The 23,189-nt window shown below is 37.9% G+C and carries 11 protein-coding genes; 1 reads left to right on the forward strand and 10 read right to left on the reverse strand.

The window, feature by feature from the left end:
* Positions 1–533 precede the first annotated feature (533 nt).
* On the forward strand, positions 534–4,499 hold the full coding sequence (locus tag HCG69_RS20305) for an ATP-binding protein (protein WP_221651540.1): 3,966 nt from the start codon (positions 534–536) through the stop codon (positions 4,497–4,499).
* 62 nt (positions 4,500–4,561) lie between these two features.
* On the opposite strand, the gene HCG69_RS20310 is transcribed toward HCG69_RS20305, so the two are convergent.
* The 10 genes from HCG69_RS20310 to HCG69_RS20355 form a co-directional block, all read right to left on the reverse strand.
* On the reverse strand, positions 4,562–6,553 hold the full coding sequence (locus HCG69_RS20310; RefSeq protein ID WP_221651541.1) for a DUF4954 family protein: 1,992 nt from the start codon (positions 6,551–6,553) through the stop codon (positions 4,562–4,564).
* Positions 6,554–6,655: 102 nt separating this feature from the next.
* Positions 6,656–7,921, reverse strand: a complete 1,266-nt coding sequence (gene hflX, locus HCG69_RS20315; RefSeq protein WP_007483990.1) for a GTPase HflX — start codon at positions 7,919–7,921, stop codon at positions 6,656–6,658.
* Positions 7,922–7,960: 39 nt separating this feature from the next.
* Positions 7,961–8,497: a hypothetical protein gene (locus tag HCG69_RS20320; RefSeq protein ID WP_007483989.1), complete on the reverse strand. Its 537-nt coding sequence runs from the start codon at positions 8,495–8,497 to the stop codon at positions 7,961–7,963.
* Positions 8,498–8,615: 118 nt separating this feature from the next.
* Positions 8,616–10,466: a thiol protease/hemagglutinin PrtT gene (locus HCG69_RS20325; RefSeq protein ID WP_044166140.1), complete on the reverse strand. Its 1,851-nt coding sequence runs from the start codon at positions 10,464–10,466 to the stop codon at positions 8,616–8,618.
* A gap of 191 nt (positions 10,467–10,657) precedes the next feature.
* Positions 10,658–12,103, reverse strand: a complete 1,446-nt coding sequence (locus HCG69_RS20330; RefSeq protein ID WP_007483987.1) for a RagB/SusD family nutrient uptake outer membrane protein — start codon at positions 12,101–12,103, stop codon at positions 10,658–10,660.
* 21 nt (positions 12,104–12,124) lie between these two features.
* A complete protein-coding gene (locus HCG69_RS20335) occupies positions 12,125–15,013 on the reverse strand; it encodes a TonB-dependent receptor (RefSeq protein ID WP_221651542.1) in 2,889 nt (962 codons plus the stop codon).
* Between the two features lie 763 nt (positions 15,014–15,776).
* Positions 15,777–17,606 (reverse strand): thiol protease/hemagglutinin PrtT, encoded by a 1,830-nt coding sequence (locus HCG69_RS20340; RefSeq protein ID WP_007483984.1) that lies wholly within the window; start codon positions 17,604–17,606, stop codon positions 15,777–15,779.
* 102 nt (positions 17,607–17,708) lie between these two features.
* Complete coding sequence (locus HCG69_RS20345; protein WP_007483983.1) at positions 17,709–18,494, reverse strand: hypothetical protein; 786 nt, start codon at positions 18,492–18,494, stop codon at positions 17,709–17,711.
* Between the two features lie 45 nt (positions 18,495–18,539).
* Entirely contained in the window at positions 18,540–20,060 is a 1,521-nt protein-coding gene (locus HCG69_RS20350) for a RagB/SusD family nutrient uptake outer membrane protein (RefSeq protein WP_007483981.1), read from the reverse strand.
* Between the two features lie 37 nt (positions 20,061–20,097).
* Positions 20,098–23,070: a SusC/RagA family TonB-linked outer membrane protein gene (locus HCG69_RS20355; protein WP_255586373.1), complete on the reverse strand. Its 2,973-nt coding sequence runs from the start codon at positions 23,068–23,070 to the stop codon at positions 20,098–20,100.
* Positions 23,071–23,189: the final 119 nt, after the last annotated feature.

Raw genomic sequence — 23,189 nt, forward strand, 5'->3', positions numbered from 1 at the left:
AATTTATTCTTATTAACGTTCATAAAGAACTATGTTTTCCATGGCAAAGATAATGGTAGAGAAACCGAACTTATCATACCGGGGAAATTAGGATAACATTCCGGCTGAATGTGCATAGCTATCCAAACAAAGAAAGATTATACGACAGAATGTGCATAATAATTTATATTATTATGCAGTTTATTCTCCAGTTACAGCAATAATTAGAATAAAGGTGTCATAAAAATCAATCATATCGAAACAAAAAGACAGGATAACTGCATTTCTCAAAACCTTTATTAATTTCATCAGGATAGTACATTCAATACACCAACATCAGTTCATTAGGATTACGCTTTCAACTAAATTGATGGAGAACGCTAATAGTATATACTTTGGCATGCTTCAAATATAGAGTTAAAGATATGAGTTAACAATATTAATAACAATACAACAACATTATCTTGTAATTAAAAACTCATTATTATCTTGCACTTTTTGTTTATCTGTTACATTTGTTTTAATTTTGTCCAGACAAATTTGAAAAACCTATTATGAGAAACTATATAAATGTACTAACCAGCTTATGCCGGTTCGTCGGATGTATTCTACTAATACAATGCACCGTTTCTCCTTCATACGCTTTCCCTGACTATTATTTTAAACAATTATCTTTGAAAGAAGGTCTTTCACAGACAACAGTCAATTGTATACTCAAAGATTACAAAGGAATAATCTGGATAGGAACCCGAATGGGCCTAAACCGTTTCGATCAATACGAACTTAAAAATTACTTTTACGATTCGTATTCTCTCAAATCTCTACCAGACAATGATATCTGCTTTCTCAAAGAAGACTCCCAACTCAACCTATGGATAGGAACCCAAGAAGGACTATCGCTATATAACCGGGGAGAAGATAATTTCACTCTATTATATTATAACAATGCTCCGGTACAGGCAAAAGCCGCCTGTTTGTTAGATACTGGAGTTCTATTTGCCGGAACAGGCCTTTGGATATATAGTTATGCCGATCAGCAGTTGCACAGCCTCCCTGTTGTTAATAAGGGAAAAGCTATCAGTGACTATTTTACATATATCAAACCCTGGAAAGAAAACATATACATAGTAGGAACACAATGGAAAGGGGTCTATCTATATCATGCAGACAGTCACCAACTAACTCCTTTTGCCCCATGCCAGGAACAACATATCAGTTCCTATTTTCTGGATGAACACAAAAATCTATGGTTATCGCCCTATGGCAAAGGAATTGTATGTTATGACGTAAATGGTCATGAAATCGGCCGCTATTCAACACGAAATTCGGAGTTGTGCAACGATATCATATTAGATATGCTTACTTATAAAGATGAGTTGTGGATAGCTACTGATGGAGGTGGAATTGCACGTTTTCATCTTGCCACCAACACTTTCCGTACAATTGAATACCAGACTGGAAACAGTAACTCACTTCCAGCAAATTCTATAAAGAGTCTATATGTGGATCATTCACAGAATTTATGGGCAGGTACTATCCGAAGTGGACTTCTAAACATCCGTGAAGTATATATGCACACTTTTCAGGATGCACCATTAAACAATATTTATGGACTAAGCAATAAAACTGCTTTATGCTTGTATGAAGAGGATAATTTCATGTATGTAGGAACGGACGGCGGTGGCATTAACCGCTTGAATCAGACAGAAAACACATTCATGCATTATCCTGCCTGCAGCAAAGAGAAAGTAGTATCGATAGCAGGATATAGCCAGCAAGAGTTAGTTGTTTCTTTTTTCGGAAAAGGGCTTTATTTTTTCAATAAAATGACAGGAGTTTGCCGTCCATGTAACTTTATGGACCAAAATCTTAGAGAGCAAATCAATTCTACAGGAATAGGCATCAACATACATCAATTTTCTCCGGACAAATACTACATACTGGCAGAACAGGTATATATCTATAACCTAAAAACAGCCCAGCTTATTCCTCTCCAGATGGAGGGCATAAGAAAAGATACAGATACTCCTATCAGTAATCTGAAAGTGATTGCCTCAACCGACTCGGTAGCTTATCTATGCGGAGTCAAGAATATTTTCAGAGTGGACAATCGGACTCAAACTTTATTCCCAATTTATTATACCAATGTAAACGTCACCATCAATGGGGTATGCAACGATCCTCAAGGGGATTTTTGGATGGCAACCAATCGGGGACTAATGAAATACAACCAGAAAAATAAATCGGTCGACAAGATAGAGACTTCTTTATTCAGTGAAGCAAGAACAGCCATTTACGACCCTACAGGAAGAATATGGGTAGGTGCTCGCAACATGCTGTTTGCTTATTCAATATCAGAGAAGCGATTCACTATTTTTGATGAAAACGATGGTGCTTTAGCCAATGAATACATGTACACCAATAGCCCGATATCCCAGTCGGGAGATATTTATCTATGTGGAGCGAACGGTTTGTTACGTATCTGCAAAGGCTATCCGTTTAAAGACAGTAACACCCCTACCATAAAACTAATGGATGTGGAACTGAACGGAGCAATCATTACAAATCAGGTTTCGGAAACAGGCGAACTGACTATACCCTATCACTATACATCACTTATCATAAAATTAATAAGGAACGAAGAAGATGTATTTCGACGGAGAATATACAGGTTTCACATTTCAGGTCTGGCACGTGATATTGAATCGTATGCACCTTCGTTGGCACTTTATTCGCTCCCTCCCGGCCATTATGAAGTGTCTGTTTCATGTAGCAACCGAAATGGTAGCTGGACAACAACGACGCCGATACTCAGCTTAAAGATCCCTACCCCCTGGTGGCAAAGTCCCTATCTTAAACTGTTATTAATTGTCTTTTTTATAGCTATCTGCATTTGTTATGTTATTTATTACAACCGTAAAAAAGAACGAAAATTGCAATGGAAACTAAAAGAACATAAACAGAATATGAATGAGGAAAAAATACGTTTCCTCATCAATATGAGTCATGAGTTACGGACTCCTCTTATGCTTATATATGCTCCACTCAAACGCGTGTTAAGTAAAGACATAATAACCGACAACAAATTGAAAGAACAGCTGGAAAGCATATGTAAACAAGTTCGAAGAATGAAAAATCTAATAGAAATGGTATTAGATGTACGCCGTATAGAAATGGGACAAAATGTATTACATCTTTCTACTGTCCCTTTCAACAAATGGCTGAAAGACATTGCCGATAGCTTTACAGACGAATTCACCAATAAAGGAGTACAACTGATATACAATCTGGATAGCCTGATTACTGATTGGACATTTGATACAAACAAGTGCGAAATGATCGTATCCAATCTACTGGTGAATGCTTTGAAATTTACTCCGGAAGGAAGTACAGTCGTCTTAACAACGCGAAAAGAAAAAGGATATATATGTATTTCGGTAACCGATGAAGGTATCGGACTGGATGAAGAAGATATGAAACATCTTTTTGTACGTTTCTATCAAGGAAAGAAATCTAAAGAAGGAAGTGGTATCGGATTATCTTATGTAAAAGTCTTAGTAGAATTACAAGGAGGTAAAATTAATGCATATAACAACGAAAAAGCGGGAGCAACTTTCTATTTCGAACTACCGGAAAGAGAAAGTGAGAAAGCCTTAGAACAATCTATAAACATATCACTCAACGATATACTACGCTTTCCCGAGAGAGAAAAGCAAGAAACGAACAAGGAAGAAGAACCGTTCGACGCAAAGAATTACTCTATACTAATAGTAGAAGATAATATAGAGCTATGTAATTTCCTCAAAGAGGCCATGAAAGAATATTTCCAGAACACATATACAGCTAACAATGGAAAAGATGCATTTAAGATTGCCACACAGAAATTGCCTGATATCATTGTGAGTGATATCATGATGCAAGGAGGAGACGGATTAGAACTTTGTCAGCAAATCAAAAGAACAGAAAGTACATGTTTCATTCCTGTTATTCTACTCACTGCCCGAACGGATATCGAAAGTACAGCTTTCGGATACAAATCGGGTGCCGATATTTATCTGACAAAACCATTTGAGGTAGAAGAGTTAGTTGTAATAGTACATAACCTATTAAAAAACAGAAAAATACTGCAAAAGCACTATCGTAATCACTCCAATGGCATATCAATAGAAGGAAAAGAACCAAGCAATGCAGATGAACAATTTTTATTCAAATTAAATGGTATTATTATAGAAAATCTAAACAATCCAGATTTAGATGTAGACTTCATTGCTGAAAGAATGGGAATGGCGCGAACCACACTTTATAACAGACTAAAAGCTCTGAACTATATGGGTATCAATGATTGCATCAATAACTTCCGCATAGAAAAAGCAATACAAATGTTACGCGAAACAAATTGCAATATGCTTGAAATATCAGAAGCGGTAGGATTTAGCAGTCAACGTTATTTCAGTACATTCTTTAAAAAAATGGTAGGTTGCACACCTACCAAATACAGAGAAGAAAATCTTCAAAAATAAGTATCTTTCAATATCTATCATCACAGAATACTCTGTGGTGATAGATATCCTATTTTCGTCTTTTACCCCAACTGCCCGATACGATTTATCAATTCATCGCCCAAAGCATTCTTATCATCAATATGTTGCAATACAGCGGTTACAAACGGATTACTCTCAAAATCACCACGCACCTGTTCAAAGTCAAGTTTCATTTCATCATCAGAGCCATCGGCACCAAAGCCAGTCATTGAAGACAGGGAAAACTCCTTGCGTGCATCACTATAGACCATACGATCCAGCCCGATAACAGCTTCTTTCCAGGAACGTACAATATCAATAATATCTTTAGCAGTAATCGTTTCGGGATCGAGTCCGTAAAACTCCTGTATCTTACCATACGCCCACGTCCACTCGTAGGTATAGTAATTATTATGCATCTCAGAGAAACAGGCATTGATTTCTTTCAGACGATTGATTTCTCCACTCTCAATGCCACACATCAGTTTCTCTATCTCACTCTTCGGAGCAATTAATCCGGAAATATCCACCCATTCGCCCGTACCTATTTCAGTATCCGGTTTCAAGCGTTCACGAATATCTTCATTGCTTTGGAAGTTAATACCTTCGAGGCGTTTAATAATAGAGTTACCCAAAAATTTATGAATAGCTATCTCATAAAAACGAATACCACTGTTAAGCGAAGAATTCTTTATTTTAGCACTTTGGTAAGAGTATGTCTCCGAAGTTTCACCCGATACACGCTTCAAATCTTTCAGAATAGTACGTCCTGCAAACATCTTCTGAATGGTATAAGGACTCAATAGATTATAGTTAATATAATCCAGCTTGTTCGGATCCTTTCGTTTATCACGCTTCGGCCATTTCTGAGCGTCACGAATGGTTCCTACACTACGCAAATTAACTCCAGGGACAAGGAAAGTGGTATTCTGTTGTTCTATCAGATAAGAGAACGGCAGATTAGATGTATCCGCATGATTCACGTGACGCCCCATTACCAAAGAGAAAGCTCCTACACGCGCCGGCCAGAGAATATAAGAATCAGAAGTTGTTTTCGCGCCCCGTTCCATTGTTCCCTGATGGATAGGACCTAATTTGTACATATGATTACTTTGATTAGAGCCTGAACCAGCATTCATGAATGAAAACATACCGGCAATCAGTAAAGTTGATTTATGATGTGTCACCGTATAAGGTCCGGCAAAAATAGCACATGCTTCACCGTTTTCTCCCTGACAATTACTGAAAAACAAAGAGTCCGAAGCCGAATAATTATGTCCCAGTCTACAAGCTTGTCCTATAAAACAACGGGTCAACATCGTTCCGTCATCAATATGCGAACCGGAAGAAACAATGAAATCGTCACAAATGACTCCATGCCCGATGTGCACCGGAGCAATTGCATTACTATTAATACTGCCATTTGACAAACGACAAGTCCCGCATATATGACAGCAATCTCCTATCCGCACATTTTTAATAGAACCGGTATTGAGTATCATGACCCGATTTCCGATTGTTCCGACAGTAGAAGCATGCTTATTGGAATAATAATCGGTAATTTCCTTCATACGACTGATAAGTTCCGGGCGATGACGGTACAGAGCCAGAATATAGGCCTGATGTGCCGAAAGTTTGTCATTGATCAGTACTTCCCGTCCACCGGTTTCATTCAATACGGCAACTTCTACTCCATTACCAAAAGTGGTACGACCATCTACAAGAATAATATCAACATTCTCAATAAATGCATCGTCTCCGATTTCATAGTTCGCAATGTAGTTCTGAATGTTTTCAATACAGCAGTTATCTCCTACTGTTACGTTGTGCAAGGTGACATGCCGTAGCCCGGAATGCTTCTTAATCCCACCCGGCAGAGTAAATTCCGACTGGAAAACTCCGAGTTTTACCTCGCCTGAGAAGCGGGTATGGTGCACATACTCGGTAGTAAAGTCCTTGGCCACAGAGATTTTCCCCCAATCATCAGCCAGACACGACTGGCTCTTCAACTGAAGCACTTCGTCTTCAGTCAATCTTCTGTAATCTTTTCCCATAAATAAAATAATTTGCCAATTTTCTAATATACCAATCTGCCAATGCCTCTCGGTGGCATAGTACAACCAATTGGCACATTAGCATATTGGCACATTGAATAATTATTCTTCCTCTTCTTCCTCGTAAGTCTGATAAAGAAAATCATTATAGGGATACTTCTGTACGTGTAGTTCTTTTACGCGTTTATAAACAACACTCTTCAGTTCTTCTATGTTGATTCGTTCGCGGGCGGAAATAAAGAGGCAATTATCCTCCACTTTAGCCATCCACGTCTTCATCAGTTCTTCGAGTGTTAAGTTTTCCTTTGTTTTGGGGGTAAGGTCGTCAACCGCTTTCTCTATATAAGTATAAGCGTCTATTTTATTAAAAATCAATATCATTGGTTTTCCGGCACCACCGATATCAGCCAGTGTTTTGTTCACTACTTCAATCTGTTCTTCAAAGCCAGGATGGGAAATATCTACAACATGTAGCAACAGGTCGGCTTCACGCACCTCGTCAAGAGTAGATTTGAAAGAGTCTACGAGGTCTGTGGGCAACTTACGAATAAATCCTACAGTATCGGACAACAAAAAAGGCAGATTTTCTATAATCACCTTACGCACTGTGGTATCAAGCGTAGCGAAAAGTTTATTCTCCGCAAACACTTCACTCTTTGCCAAAAGATTCATGATCGTTGACTTTCCTACATTGGTATATCCAACAAGAGCCACACGAATCATACGTCCACGGTTCTTACGCTGTGTAGATTTCTGTTTGTCAATCTCAGCCAGCCGCTCCTTGAGCAGTGACATACGATTGAGGATAATACGACGGTCCATTTCAAGCTGCGTTTCACCCGGGCCACGAAGTCCTACCGAACCTCCTTTACCACTACCCGAACCAGAGCCACCACCCTGGCGTTCAAGGTGAGTCCACAAACGTTGCAAACGAGGCAACATGTATTTATACTGCGCCAGTTCCACCTGTGTTTTAGCATTGGCAGTCTGAGCACGCATAGCGAATATATCGAGAATGAGCGAAGTACGATCTAATATCTTAATCTTCAGCTCTGCTTCAATATTACGTATCTGTTTGGCAGAAAGTTCATCATCAAAAATGACCATTCCTACTTCCCGTTCGTTTTCTTCTTCGTTTAGGATATATTCCTTTATCTCTTCCAGTTTTCCTTTTCCCACATAAGTTACAGAATTGGCTGTCGGCAACTTCTGGGTAAACTTTTTCACAACTTCCGCCCCAGCCGTCTCGGCAAGGAATTCCAGTTCGTCAAGGTATTCTTTCGTCTTACGTTCATCCTGCGTCTGCGTGATGAGTCCTACGAGTACCGCTGTTTCGACCTGAGCTTCGGAGATTACAAATTCTTTCATTCTTTATTCTTATCTATAATAATGTGCGCAAATATATAGTTATTTTTGCAGAAAGCCTTGTTCTATAAGTTTATTTAATTCAGAAACAATGTTTTTATAATCTGCCCGGCGTCCACATTCATGCCATTCGGTTAAAGGATATTTATCATGAATATGTGCCATCAATTCCTCCATAGAGGGTGCACTACCCAATTGACTATACTCCTCGTACGTATAGGAAAGAAAGACAACATTCCGGCCAATCCCCCTATTGTCCAACCAATAGCCTTTTTCCAGCAGTGTAGGCAAACACAGTTTGTCACCAATACGAAGGTCACGCGGGTGCGGATAAGAAACAATAGTGGTACGGGCATCATTCATGATAACCGGAACCAGGTGTGAGTAGTCCTCCCTCGTTTTATAAATATACACAGGAGGAGAACTTACAGAGATCGCTCCACCTTTAGGAGAAGTAGTTGTAACTATTATCTGGCTATCCATATTCTGATTTTTTTGTGGTTGAATACCCGGAGTACGGCAAGCACCTGCCAACAACACAATACACATACATCCTAATAAATAAAAGCTTTGTTTCATACAACTGGTTTCACGATTTTAAACAAAAATAGTAATAAAAAGCAAAACCGGCAAGAGAGAATGCCATTTATCTCAAACTTGCCGGTTCTGTATAATCAGAAGTACACTCTCAAAACAATCACTTTATTACAAATTTATTACTACCAACTCCTTCTGTAGTAACGGTTCTCAAAATATATATACCCGGAATATACTCTTTACAAGACAGGCTAAATTCCATATTTCCATGGCATTCTGCCTCCTCCAACAAATGTCCTTGCATATCATAAATCATCAGTCTGGTCATTGCGACAGAGGATTTCACTATGATTCGATCGTCCCTATATATAACTGTAACGGGTACTATATTATCTTGTTCAACATGATTTATTCCTGTCAGATCTTCTTTGACAAGAATCTCCGTAGAGACTTCGCTTCCTCCTTTTACGCTTTCCCACTCAAAATCATTCTGATTATCTCCGGCTCTGTACACCATCCTGATCCGGTCGCCTCCAACAAGTGTCTCAGTGATTTTACAAGAAAAAACAACTCCACTACCTGATATTTGCCCTGCTGCATTCATCGCACTCAGGTCAATATTTTTAGAATCCGATATAAGTTGTTTCACCTTTCCCTGTTTATCTACCAAAGCCAAAGCTACGATTCCGGAAAAGTCACGAAGCCCCGCATTCGTTATAAATCCGGCTTTCACCTTAAACGAAGTGTTAAGACGAAAATCAGTCTCTGTAGTTGTCAACCCGGCAAAAGCTTCTCCGGAACTTGTTGTTCCATCAAAAAAATATAGCAAATCACGATAACCGGAACCGGATTCGGCTTTCTTGATACCGACTACAGCATCTTGCCCTATCGAAAATCCTCCTCCTGAATTACCTCCTATGCCCTGCTGATCGGGCTCCAAAGTAGATAACAAATAATATCCATTGGCCATGCCGCCCCATCCCCAGTTAACATGATATCTATTAGCCTTGTAACCATCAAAAACGAACTGATGTCCTTCTCTTTTGGAATTACTGCCGCCATAGATCACAAGCCGTCCCTCGTCCAACTCTTGTTTCAATAAAGCGTCCCACTCATCATCCGTATACCACTCCCGTTGTAATACAGCCATACTTTTATCATATTTCATATACTCTATCATCCCCCTGGCTGCTATCAAAGTAAAGGCTCCACTTCCATTTGGCGCATATTCCATCTGCGACAACACCCCACAGTGATACATCAATGTTGCTACAGCATCAGCTTGCGTTCCTACATACTTTCCTATCTCATATACATGAGACATTTTATCCCACTGATATGGAACATTATAGGTTACAGATAACTGACTTCCATATATAGAAGGAGTATAAGTACATGTCCCGCCGCTTCCCTGATCCGGCCAACGATTGTATTTCATTACAATAGCCAGTGCAGTTGCAACACAACCTGTAGGAGTAGAACTTCCGGATATTTTGGGACATAAATTATTATAAGGAGCATTCTGATTCCAAAGAGCTGTTTTCAATAAAACTTCTTTTTCTGCATCATCAGCTAAAGCCCCGCGTTGCAATTGTTCCCAAAGCTTCATAACCGATTCAGATGGAGTTATATGCTGTTCTCTGGCCCAGTTAATCTGTTCACGGTAATATTGCATCCACCCCTGCAGATTGGAAGGCATATTTTCTACTTCAAATTCTCCGGTATCACTATAAGCCAGTACAGGAGATGCTACATCATCACCCGCAATAATGATAAAACCTCCTTCCGGTGTACGATTAAAAACATGAAAGGCTGGTGATGAGGTCGTTACACGTGTTTGTACATCCTCACCATCCCAGATATACTCCAATTGCATACTATCACCTGCCCGGGTAGTTTCGTGAATTCCAAAGAAGTTACGAGCCAGTTGTTCTGCTTTTGACACAGGCACATTGTCTGCCCATGATAAAGAGCAAGTGAATAAAAAGAGCCAAAATAGATTACGTTTCATAAGCACCTTATTTTGAGAGTGGTTTGTAACGCCACAAATGTAATACATTAATTTATTTAAGCAGAATATCAATCCTATATACTTTTATATTAGATAAGGAAAAATAGAGGTCATTCTTTCACAAGAACGACCTCCCAAAACACTTTATTTATAATTATAGCCACCCTATTATGTATGGCTAAAATTCCAGCTTAATTATATTCCGGATTTTGCTGAATATTTGTGTTAGCATCTATTTCAGCTTGTGGTATCGGCATAATAGTACGATAATCATTCCAGTTAACTGTCACCAGGTCAGTTGCATTCAGGAAATGATTTCCACCTTTACGAGTGATTTCTATACCTTGGCGAAGTACATCATATAAACGGTGTCCTTCCAACACCAACTCTTTACGACGCTCTTTCATTATCAAATCCAATGTCGCTGTAGTTTTTACAGTTGCAGAATTAGCACGATTCTGAATCTTATATAAGTAATCGTCCGCCAATGTCTGATCCGGAGCAGCTTTCTTCAATGCAGCTTCAGCACCAATCAAATAGATATCAGATAAACGAATGACACGTACATTATTAACAGCTACTGAACCTGCACGTCCCGGATATTTATTAATAGTACGCTTTGTACCATTTTTATCCGTAATCAATAAACCTAAACGCACATCATTAGGATCCTCATTCAACAAATCAAGAAAATCCTTAGTCGCCACAACAGCTCCGTACTCAGAAGGAGCAACCACAGCTCCCCAAAGTTCACGGCCTCCTGCATAGGTCGTACTAGATAAAGCCAAATCAAAAATAGACTCACTCGTTTCTTCCAGTTTCCACGAATCTACATAATCTGAATTTTTAATCAGTTCATAAGGTCCATTCTCCACTACGTCTTTCGCATAGCCATAAGCAGCGTCATAATCACCTTTATAAAGATTGACACGAGCCAACAATGCTTTTACAGCCCATCTATTAAAGTGACCGTAATTTTTGTTCTCATCAATAAAGCTCAATGCATCTGTTAAGTCCTCTAATACAGCTGCATACCCTTGAGCTACAGTCTGACGAGCAGGAAGTTCTGCAGCAGTTAATACCTCCTTCACAACCGGAACTCCCAAAGAAGCACCATTATCTTTCAGATAAGGAGCTCCGTAAGTTATCAATAAGTTGAAATGGGCCAATGCACGGATAGCTAAGGCTTCGCCTTTTGAATTCTTAACCACATCAGACATTGGAACCTCTCCTTTATCTATTGCTTCCAATAATACATTAACACGATTGATTACTGCATAAGGAGGAAACCAAAGATCATCGGGAGCATTATTCTGACGATACGTGTATCGATAGTATTGTTCTGTACGATCACTTGTTTTGTTCGTCTGCGTATCATCTCCCCCGACTTCTGCACGTGCTATAAAATCAACTCCATAATAATAATAGCTGGTGTTATCTTTATCAGATACGCTTATCAATCCTGCATAGGCTCCATTCAAAGCTGTTTTTGTATCCTCTGCAGTAGTAATGGCTCCATCACTAACCAAAGAATCAGAAGGTAATGTAGTAAGGTATCCATCACAGGAAGTGAGGCATACGGAAGTCGCTACAATGACCGTCGTAAAGATTGATTGTATATTCAATTTTTTCATCATTTTCGTTTTTTGTATTAATAATTATAATCCAATTTCAATACCGAATGTCACACTTCTCAAAGTAGGAAATGCAAATGTCGGAATACCATTGATCGGTTGTTCCGGATCGACATTCTTATAAGAAGTCCATGTCAGCAAGTTGCTTCCCGACACGAACAAACGTACATTTTCCATTTGTGCTTTGCGGGTCCATCTTGAAGGAAGTGTGTAGGAGAGACTCAAGCTCTTCAAACGAAGATAATTAAGATCTTTCATAAAACGTGAACTTCCGTAATTACCGTACTGATAGTTGTTGATACGTCTTGGAACATCCGTTTTATCACCGGGCTTTTGCCATCTGTCTAACTGATCAATAGAAGAATTATAGAAAATTCCATAACCATCTGTATCAGTAATACTTGTTCTCATCGTATCAAATACCTTTCCTCCGAGTGAGAAATTAAAGAGCATATTCAATTCAAGTCCATTCCAAGAGAAACTATTTCTCCATCCACCGGTAAGTTTCGGATCGGGTTTGCCTATAATAACACGCTGAGCTTTAGCGGGATCCGTAGTCAATTCTTTGTTCAAACTACCATCAGCATTTTTCGTATTCAGCACCCACAATTCTTCACCTGTTTGCGGATCTACACCTGCCCATTCACGACTCCACCAAGAATAATAAGATTCGCCTTCGCGCAATATACTCGTACCATCAATAATATCTTTACCTTCATACAACTTGGAGATTTTATTACTGTTGTGTGATAGAGCAAGCCCGGAAGTCCATTTCACAGATGTATCTTTGAAGATATCTACGTTGATGTCCACCTCAACACCTTTATTGGTCATTTCACCCACATTTTTCAACATCGTTTTAAATCCAACGACCATAGAAGTAGGTACATCTTGTAGCAAATCGGTTGTCTTACGTGAGTAATAGTCAAAACTCACACTCACCCGATCAAAAAAACGACCATCAAAACCAATATTAAAGTTTTTATTCTTTTCCCATGACAAATCCGGATTGGGAACAGATACAGGAGCAGAACCGGCAATATCCTGGTAGTTATAACCATAACCATACAAACTCAGATGTTCATACAGAGAATTGGGTAATGTTCCATTAATACCATAGGAAGCACGTACTTTCAAGTCATTAATCTGATGCAGATCTTTCATAAAGTTCTCCTGTGTTAATCTCCATGCTGCAGATACAGACCAGAAGTTAGCCCAACGATTGTTGGCACCCAACCGGGAACTTCCATCACGACGATAGTTTGCCGAAACGTAATACTTATTATCATAATCGTAGTTAACACGTGATAATAAAGACAATAAATGGTCTTCTGTATAATAAGCCATACCTTCTGCCGGAGTAGAAGCATTAACAGACTCAGGCAATTTATCATGAGGATAACCGGTAGAAGCTGCTCTAACCGCTTCCTTTTTGCGATCATCTACATCCCAACCCACAAGTGCATCAAGATTGTGTTTCTCTTTGAATGTTTTAGCGTAATTCAATGTAGTTGAAGAATATACATTATGATACTGATACGGATAAGTTGCTCCAAGTCCATTTAGCAGCTGTCCATTATTAGAATTTACCGGCCAATAAGTGATGGATGTATTATTAACATAGTCATAACTTACAGTTTCTTTAAGAATTAGTCCATCAATAATTTCATAAGATGCCCATAAACTATTAAAGCTTCTGAATACTTTCGACTGATTTTTATCCAGATTAATATCTTCTACAGGGTGTGTATGCGGAAAGACTTGCTGTAAAACCGGATGCAGATAATAATTCCCGTTTTCATCATATATAGGCATATTAGGGGTACAAATGAAGCTCTGCAAGAAGAAAGGATTAGCATAAGCAGTACCTTCGCTTGTTACCGAAGAATTCTGTTTAGACAAAGAAATGTTAGCTCCCATCTGCAATTTGTTATCAGCCGATTTGTGAGTTGCATTTACACGTCCGATAAATCCATCTATGGATGAAGTTTTGGATTTTCCATCTTCTTTTTTGTATGCCAAAGAGGCAAAGAATGAATTACGTTCGTCTCCACCTTGTGCCGAGAATTCATAATTTTGTGAGGAACCATGTTTCCGGAAAAAAGCATCTTCCCAATCTACGTTATAATTAGAATCTGCATAAAAGTCAGCATATTCCTGAGCATAAGCTCTTGCCTCTTCATCCGAAGCCGGACCGTTATAGTTTCCATTTTCATCGGGTATACCGTACAAAGTAGCCTCATTATAACATGCTTCGTATGTTAACTCATGACGTTGCTGACCATTCACATTCTTTCTGTTTTTCATTGCCCAATCAGAGAACCCCCAATTCGCTTTGAAATTAATTCTTGTTTTACCCACTTTACCATGCTTGGTAGTAATCAAAATAACTCCATTAGCCGCACGTGAACCATACAGAGAAGCTGCTGCAGCATCCTTTAACACAGTAATATTTTCAATATCACTCGGATTGATAGAAGCCATTACATTAAATGCTTTAGAGTCACCACTTACAGCTGACACAGCAATATCACCAGAAACAACAGGAACTCCATCTATTACATACAACGGATCATTAGAAGCATTCATTGAACCCGTACCACGAACTCTAATTTGTAAACCAGCTCCCGGCTGACCACTTGTTGAGTTCACCGTAAGTCCCGGAGTTGATCCTGCTAATGCTTCCTCGAATGAAGTTACAGGAATATCTTTTAATACTTTATCTCCGCTTACAGTAGAAGCTGCTCCAGTGAATGATGATTTTTTTGTGGTACCATAAGCAACCACCATTACTTCGTCAATCATCTGCGAATCAGACTTAAGTACAACTCTCAGATTCGGTTTAATAGCCACCTCTTGCGTCTGCATTCCGATATAAGAAATTTGCAAAGTCTTTGCAGAACTNATATACATTTATAACATCTTTACTATCAGTGAATTGTACTTGTTTGTGTGAACTTTGCATTATAGTATTTACATAATCTTATTGCCTAAAAATCAACAATATAGCTATAACTATAACAAAATATAAGTATATATGAGATACTCGTTTGAGGTCTAAATATAAATTTAACTAATTGGTAATCAAATAGAAATAGCTCATACGAACAATAAGTTGAAGTACTATTTCTTTGTTTAGTAATTAACTATCTCCAATAATGTCAATCATTATTGCAGTTGTGAGGTGATTTTATGATAAAAGATACTAAGAAGAAATGTTATAATGATATCGATTAGATATATAATAATATATTACCGAATTAATGTTTTTGTAAACACCTTATGATATGTGTATAAAATATACCGATATTTAATATACGAGACAAGAATCACAAGCATGATAAAATGTTAATTTAAAATTGTAATCACATTGAATATTACTACTTTTATCCAGTAGTTTGATAGCATTTGGGGTTCAATCATCAATTATAGCAAACATAAGGGATAGCTAAATTTTGATCACCCCCTTATGTTTGTTATAATATATGCTCTGGCTTAGTTAATTCTATTGATTATGGAAATGTATTCTTACTAATTCATAAACGATGTTTTATGGCCCGTCTACATTTATGTAATTGGATGACGGGAAGTTTTCTGTCAATAAAGAAAATGCGGTTATGAATAAAATGAAATACCCTCAAATGCCGAATGGACCCCAAACAAGTTTTTACCTTGTTTACTTTATTATTACTTTAGTACTACTCATTCCAGCAGATGTGACAACTTGTACAATATATGTCCCACCAATACAATCGGAATATGATAGTGTATAATCTACACTTTCAAGCCCTTCCGTTTTTTTGATTATTCGTCCCTTTATGTCAACCAAAGAAAACTCAAGGATAGGTATTGGAGATTTTATATAAATAGTTTTAGTCATGTCATTTGTAACAGCAATAAGATTTACATCAGAAAAATCAGCGTTTTCAACCACAGAAACAGACAATTCTTTTACTATAATTTCTGTTATCGTATCTCTATCCCCTCGTACTCTCTTCCATTCATTTCCATCTTGACTTTTATACATCATCCAAATCCGATCACCCTCTTCAGGAATATTAGCTATTGAGCATGAAAATACATTTCCACTTCCATAACCTATTTTTAAACCATTCACAGAAACTTCACGAGTAATGAATTCTTTTATGTTCCCATGTTTATCGACTAAAGCTAAAACAATCGCGCCAGAAAAATTGCGTATACCATAATTTATATAAAAACCGGCTTTTACAGTAAACCTAACTTGAGGGATAAAAGTCGTTTCCGTGGTTGTCAATCCGGAAAACATTTCCCCAGATTCCGTAAATCCAGACATAAAAGCTAAATTATCACAATAACCGGATCCCTCTTCGCTTTTTTTTACCCCTATAACAGCGTCCTGTCCTACAGTGAACCCTCCTCCTGTATTACCTCCCACTCCTTGAGAATCAGGATCCAGTGCCGACAATGAATAATAACCATTCGCAGTGCCACCCCATCCCCAATTGACGTGGTAATCATTCTGTTTATAACCATCTAACACAAATTGATGTCCTTCCTCTTTGTTATTACTACCACCATATATGATAAGGCGTCCTGCATCAAGTTCCTTCTTTAAAAGACTATTCCATTCCGCTTCCGTATACCATTCACGGGATTGCAAAGTCATACTTTTATCATATTTCATATACCGAACCATTCCTCCCATTGCCGTTAGGGTTAGAGCTCCGCTTGATCGGGGAGTATAGTCCATTTCTGAGAATACTCCACAATGATACATTAGTTGTGAAACAGCTTCTGCCTGCTCAGTCGAATAATTTCCTTTTTCATATTTATTCAACATATTATCCCAATCATAAACAATATTATAAGTAGCAGAAAGAGTCTGTTTATATTGTTTCGTTGTATACTGAAAAGTCATTCCGCTTCCTTGATCAGGCCATCGATTATATTTCATGACAATAGCCAGGGCTGTTGCTACGCAACCGGTTGGGGCCTGTGTACCGTTTATAGTCGGACACAACAAATTATAAGGTGCTGTCTGATCCCACAAAGCGGTTTCAATCAATACCTCTTCCGAATTCTTTGCTGAATCTATTTCATCCCTTAATCTTTCCCAAGCCCAAATCGTTTCTTCATCAGATACAATATTTTCCTCACGTGCCCAATTAATTTGCTCACGATAATATGCCATCCAGGCTCTTAGATTATCCGGCATATTTTCTACATGGAAACTGTTGACGTAACTATATGCCAATATTGGTTTTATTATATCATCTCCAGAAACAATAACAAACCCATTACCACCAACTTTATTAAATACATAATAAGCCGGAGAGTTATTCATTCGAGTACACACATCTTCACCTGTCCAAATCAAACTTACATCTATTTCATTACTCCTTGTTTGTGTATCGACACCGGTCAAAACAAATTTTGCTATTTTCTCTGCTGTTATCACATCGACATTTTTTGCAAAAAAAGAAAATGGAATACAACAGAACACTAAAAATAAAAAACATTTCATAACTCTTTATTTTTCTAATAATGAAAACTGTGATTATTTATAGAGACAAAAGTCCTCCTACATAAAATGTAAGAGGACCTTAATATTATTCTAAATAATCACTTACCATGTAAATGAGTCATCCTTCCAACCAAAATTACCGGCATCTACATAATAATAATGGTTAAAACATGCCGTTTTCGTAGTTTCTACAAAAAAAGAATAATTAATATCCGGATCCAAATATAAAGATACCATATCGTAAGTAGGATGAATATATCCAGTTACAAAATCATATAAACCATTAGAATTCAATCCACCAAACAATGAAATACTACCATTCTCTGCAACAGAAAATTTGTAATCATAACCTTCGGCAAATAATTCCGGAAATTTATATTTGTTAAATCCTTCCGCTTTATATAATTCTTGTGACCACGAACCAAATAATCCGGATGTAAAAGTTCCAGTTGCAAAAAGTTGCCAATTATAATCTCTATTTATTGTCAAAGTGAATGTTCTGATTTTTCCCTGAATCGGATTTTCCGGAACGTTTAATTTTATAGAGTAATCTTCTCCAACAGCTAATTTGGTTCTATCAAAAGACACTTTTATAGCAGCTTCATAAGCACCATCAGCAAATTCCACATTAGTAGGAACTGTAAATAATCCGCTAACGTCCTCCTTCACCAACGGAATGGTTGCTGCCCCAATAGAATTAGCACGGAGCAGTAACACTTCGAATTCTTCCGGATCATCCGTACCAAATGTATAATTAGCGGAGGCCTCATTAAAAGCGACCTCTGTATTAGTAGCATTGTATATAGTACCATCTGTTGCATTTTGATCACATGCGATCAAAAAGAGCATTATAAAACCAATGGCACCAAAATATTTTATTTTTCTCATAATTTCATACTTTAAAAAATCTCTTATATTAAATATAATATCTCGTTATCTAGGATTTTGATCGGCTATATTTATATTGGTATTACCATCAAACTCTTTTTGAGGGATCAAAGTAACGAACAGGTTGTCGCCAGGTTTTAATGCTTTCTTTGAAGGGTGATTAGTTCCATTATAATTACGATCATAACCTAAGTTTAATCGACAAAGATCAAAAGCACGTCCCATACCTTCACTCCATAGTTCAACACGACGTTGAAATAATATCTCATCCATTAGTGTCATAAATGCTCCGTGAGTATCTGTATTATAAGTTGCTGCATTAGTACGGGCTTCCAATACAGTACCATAATTGGTATCACGCTTATCTCCCAATTCTTTCAACAAATTACGGGTAGTCGGGTAATCATTTTGCCGACATGCAGCTTCGGCTGCGATTAATACCAACTCCTCCGCACGCAAATAAATAACATCTCCCAAATAAGTTGAAAAATCAGAGTAGCGGAACTTAACTTGGCCATAAGGATAATATTTAGAAGTTTCCGGATCTTCCCACCAAGTTCTTTTACGGATATCAGTGTCTGGAATAATTCTCCAAAGCCATGCATCAATACACTGTTGAGCTATTTTGCCATAACCACCCTCCGGGTCCATATGTGACAAAAATGCTCCGTAAGGTCCAGTCTGGTCAGCTATAACCTGGAATCCCCACATAACACTTGGAGCTTTACAATTATTAAACTGGCCAAGATCTGTCATAGAAGCAACTCGGGTCAATCCTGGTTTTTCAAGAGCGGCATTCGCATATTTGGCAGCCGCCACCCAGTCCTCCTGAACTTGAGCAGCCCGTGCCCATAAACCATAAGTAACATAGAGATCGACATTCGTCGGATTCGCCTGTGCTACACCGGCAGCCTCAAATAAATCAACTGCAGTCTGATAATCATTGTTAATTCTTTCAAAAACATTTTCAACAGTTCCACGAGGTTGTCCTACAGTATTAGCAGAAGTAGCCTCCGTGTAAACAGGTACTCCTGGAGTCTGTTTATTCACAGGATAATTTCCCTTACAGAAAAAATGGTACAGACAAAAATAGGCAAAACCTCTGACTGTATACGCTTGTGCCAATACAGACTGCCCTTTTGCACCAAATGATTTTAACTGATCAGCGGCGTCAATTACATAGTTTACCTGTGATATTATGGTATAATAAAAATTCCATTGAGCATATTGACGACCATCAGTTGTTGTCCAGTCACCATCTGTCGAGAATGAATAATCATAGAAAAACCAACCTTGTCCCTGATTAGCCATTAAATGATCCTCTCCTTGAATATCCTTAACCAGAGTCATTGCCATAAGACCAGGATTTTCATGACTCCAATTGCCAGACCAACCATTAATAAATAAACTCCGATAAACTCCGTTCATAGCTACCTGTGCAGCATCGGCATTCCCAAAAATAAGACTTCCGGATACTTTATCCGTAGGATTTGTATCAAGCGCATCGCTGCAAGAGCTAAACGAGCAAATCCCTACTAAAGTCAATATATATAATATTTTTTTCATCTTTGACATTTTTATAGTTTCAATCATTTGATTTACATTAGAATTTCACATCAACACTAAAAGAAATAGTACGTGAAGGAGTGTAAACATACGTAGTACCGCCAGTCATACTATATTGAGGATCCATGCCTTTTAAATGTGTAAATACATATAAATTATCAGCAGTTACTGCAAATCGCAAATTCTGAAAACCTATTCTTTTAACAACTTTTACAGGAAGTGAATATCCCAATGTAATATTCTTAATGGAGAAATAAGAAGCATCAATCAACATATCATCTGTCGAAGCATAATTTTTACCGATTTGATAACGCGGTATATCTGTTACATCTCCCGGTTTCTTCCATGCTCTTTCCAAGTTGATATGTTTAGCTTGTCCTGCATAATAAAAGCTCATAAGATTTTGATAAACACCATCAATCATCTCTCCACCAATAGAGTAATTGGTTGCAATTGACAGGTCAAAACCTTTATATTGCAATTGCGTACTAATAGATCCAAATAAATCCGGAATTCTACTACCGGCAACAACGCGAGAAGCTTGAGCATAAGTTTCATTTGTCGTGATATAAGGTTCAACGGTATTGCCTTTACCATCAACCGTAGCCCAATAAAGTTGATCACCCGTCATCGGATCAACACCTGCTGAACGAGAAACATAATAAGAATAGATAGGCTCACCTTCACGAATAATCTGACTACCGCTAAGTATGTCTTTTCCGTCATCCGTCAATTTCAACACTTTGTTTTTTAATGTGGAAGCCATAACCGTCAAATCCCACTGAAAGTCATTGGTTTTTATTAAACGCCCTGTTATACTTGCTTCAAAACCACTATTTCTCATGCTACCCGAATTTCTGTAATATCCCTCAAAACCGGATGACATCGGAAGAGGATAGTAAAGTAACATGTCTGTAGTTTTACGTGTATACCATTCGAGTCCCACTTGCAATCTTTGATCCCAAAAAGCAGCTTCCACACCAATGTTAAAATTATGATTGTTTTCCCAAGAAACTTCTTTATTGGCCACAGAACTTACAATTGCCCCCGACTCACTACCATTAGAATAGCTTAGGTCATAAAGAGACTGCCATGCATAAAAATTACTATAGCCATCAGCATCCAGAAGTCCATCATTACCTTGCACACCATAACTCGCTTTTACAGAAAGATTATTCAACCAAGTGAAATCTTTCATGAACTCTTCCTCTGAGATACGATAATTAGCACCAACTGACCAAAAATCTCCCCAACGATTATCTTTATAGAAACGTGAAGAGCCATCACGGCGATAACTGCCAGATAGATAATATTTATCCGCATAATTATAGTTTATACGTCCAAAATATGACTCAATACGATACTGTTTACTTGCCCCACTTGTGCTGTAAACTGTTGAAGCAGCATCCAATTCATAAAGCCCTCCAAAAGGGAAACCGGTTTTTGTTCCACTTAAAGTATTACTCTCATATGCATACCATTCATGAGCAACTAAAATATCAAAATTATGCTTATCAAAACCTCTGTTGTATGTTAATATCTGATTGAAGGTATATCCTAACGAATTAGAGTTCTGCTTAATAGCGCGCCCTTTGGAAGTAGCCGCATTTCCAAAAAACGGATTATAATAAACCAAAGCATTTGCATTGTAGTAATCAAGACCAAAATTAAATGATAATTTGAGACCTTGAGCCCATCCATCCTTTAAATCACCAAAATCTAAATGAGTACGTGCTGACAAATTATCTGCAACTGTACTGTATTTATCATCATATAATGTAGCGACAGAGTTAAAGTTCTGCTGCTGTCCGGTAGGACGGTTATCACCATAGTCAAACTGTTTATTTCCGTCGGCATCCAAAATAAATGCTCCACCGTTATTCTTATCTCTCAGATACACGGGAAAAATAGGTCCCATAAGAGAAGCTGAGTACCATACATTACTGGAAGAACTTGTAGCGGTTGCTGCGGTATTAGATATGTTACGTGCAAAATTTGCCCCCAAACCTGCACTTAACCATTCGACAGGTTTAGTTTCAATATTAGTTCTCCCTGAATAACGTTGAAAGTTTGTTGTTTTTAATATCCCATCTTCATTTACATATCCCAGTGAGAACATATATTGTGTTTTTTCCGTACCTCCGTTCAAATTGAAAGTATATTCATGACGCAATGCATTATTACGAGTTACCTCATCCATCCAATCGTCTTCCCACATTAAGGTAGCATCATTACGTATTTTACCTGTATTAATATCAATCAAATCAGAAATAGCATAGTTAAAAGGATTATATTGTTCTTTTTCTCCAAATATTTTAGTTGCGCCAGAAGCCATTTCTTGCAAAGCAGCCATTCCCGCTTGTCCAGATGGAGTTCCGTCCGCTATTTGTTGATTGTAAAAAGCCGAATATAAAGCTTCAACATATTGTTTGGAATCCATTGTTTCATATCTGGGAAGCGACCGACTCGATAAGCCGACAGAAGCTTTGAAATTAACTTCCGTCTTACCTTTTACACCTTTTTTGGTCGTTATCATAATAACTCCATTCGCTCCACGTGAACCATATAATGCAGCAGCAGAAGCATCCTTCAAAATAGTAATATTTTCGATATCATCAGGACTAATAGCCGCAATAGAACCGTCATACGGTATACCATCCACTACATAAAGAGGGGTTTTACTAGCATTGATAGATCCCATACCACGAATATAAATAGAAGATGAAGAACCCGGCTGTCCACTACCCGTTGTTGCTTGAACACCTGGTGCTAATCCGTCAATTGCTTTTGTCACATTGGACATCTGACGTTTTTTTAATTCACCCGATTTTACTGTTGCGGCAGAACCGGTAAATGATGTTTTTTTTGCAGTACCGTAAGCTACTACCATCACTTCATCAATTGCCTGTGCGTCAGATTTTAATATTACTTTTACAGTTGGTTTAATAACCACCTCTTGCGTCTGCATTCCGATGTAAGAAATCTGCAAAGTCTTTGCAGAACTATACAATACTTAATTTGTTTATTTTCAGAACATTATGCATCTTATATGAACTGCGTTGTATCAATTCAATATGAATATAATACGTTGGTTATAAGAAATATACAATATTAGACTGACAAAAAAGA

Source organism: Bacteroides sp. K03, assembly GCF_019734355.1.
GTDB classification, from domain to species: Bacteria; Bacteroidota; Bacteroidia; order Bacteroidales; family Bacteroidaceae; genus Bacteroides; species Bacteroides nordii.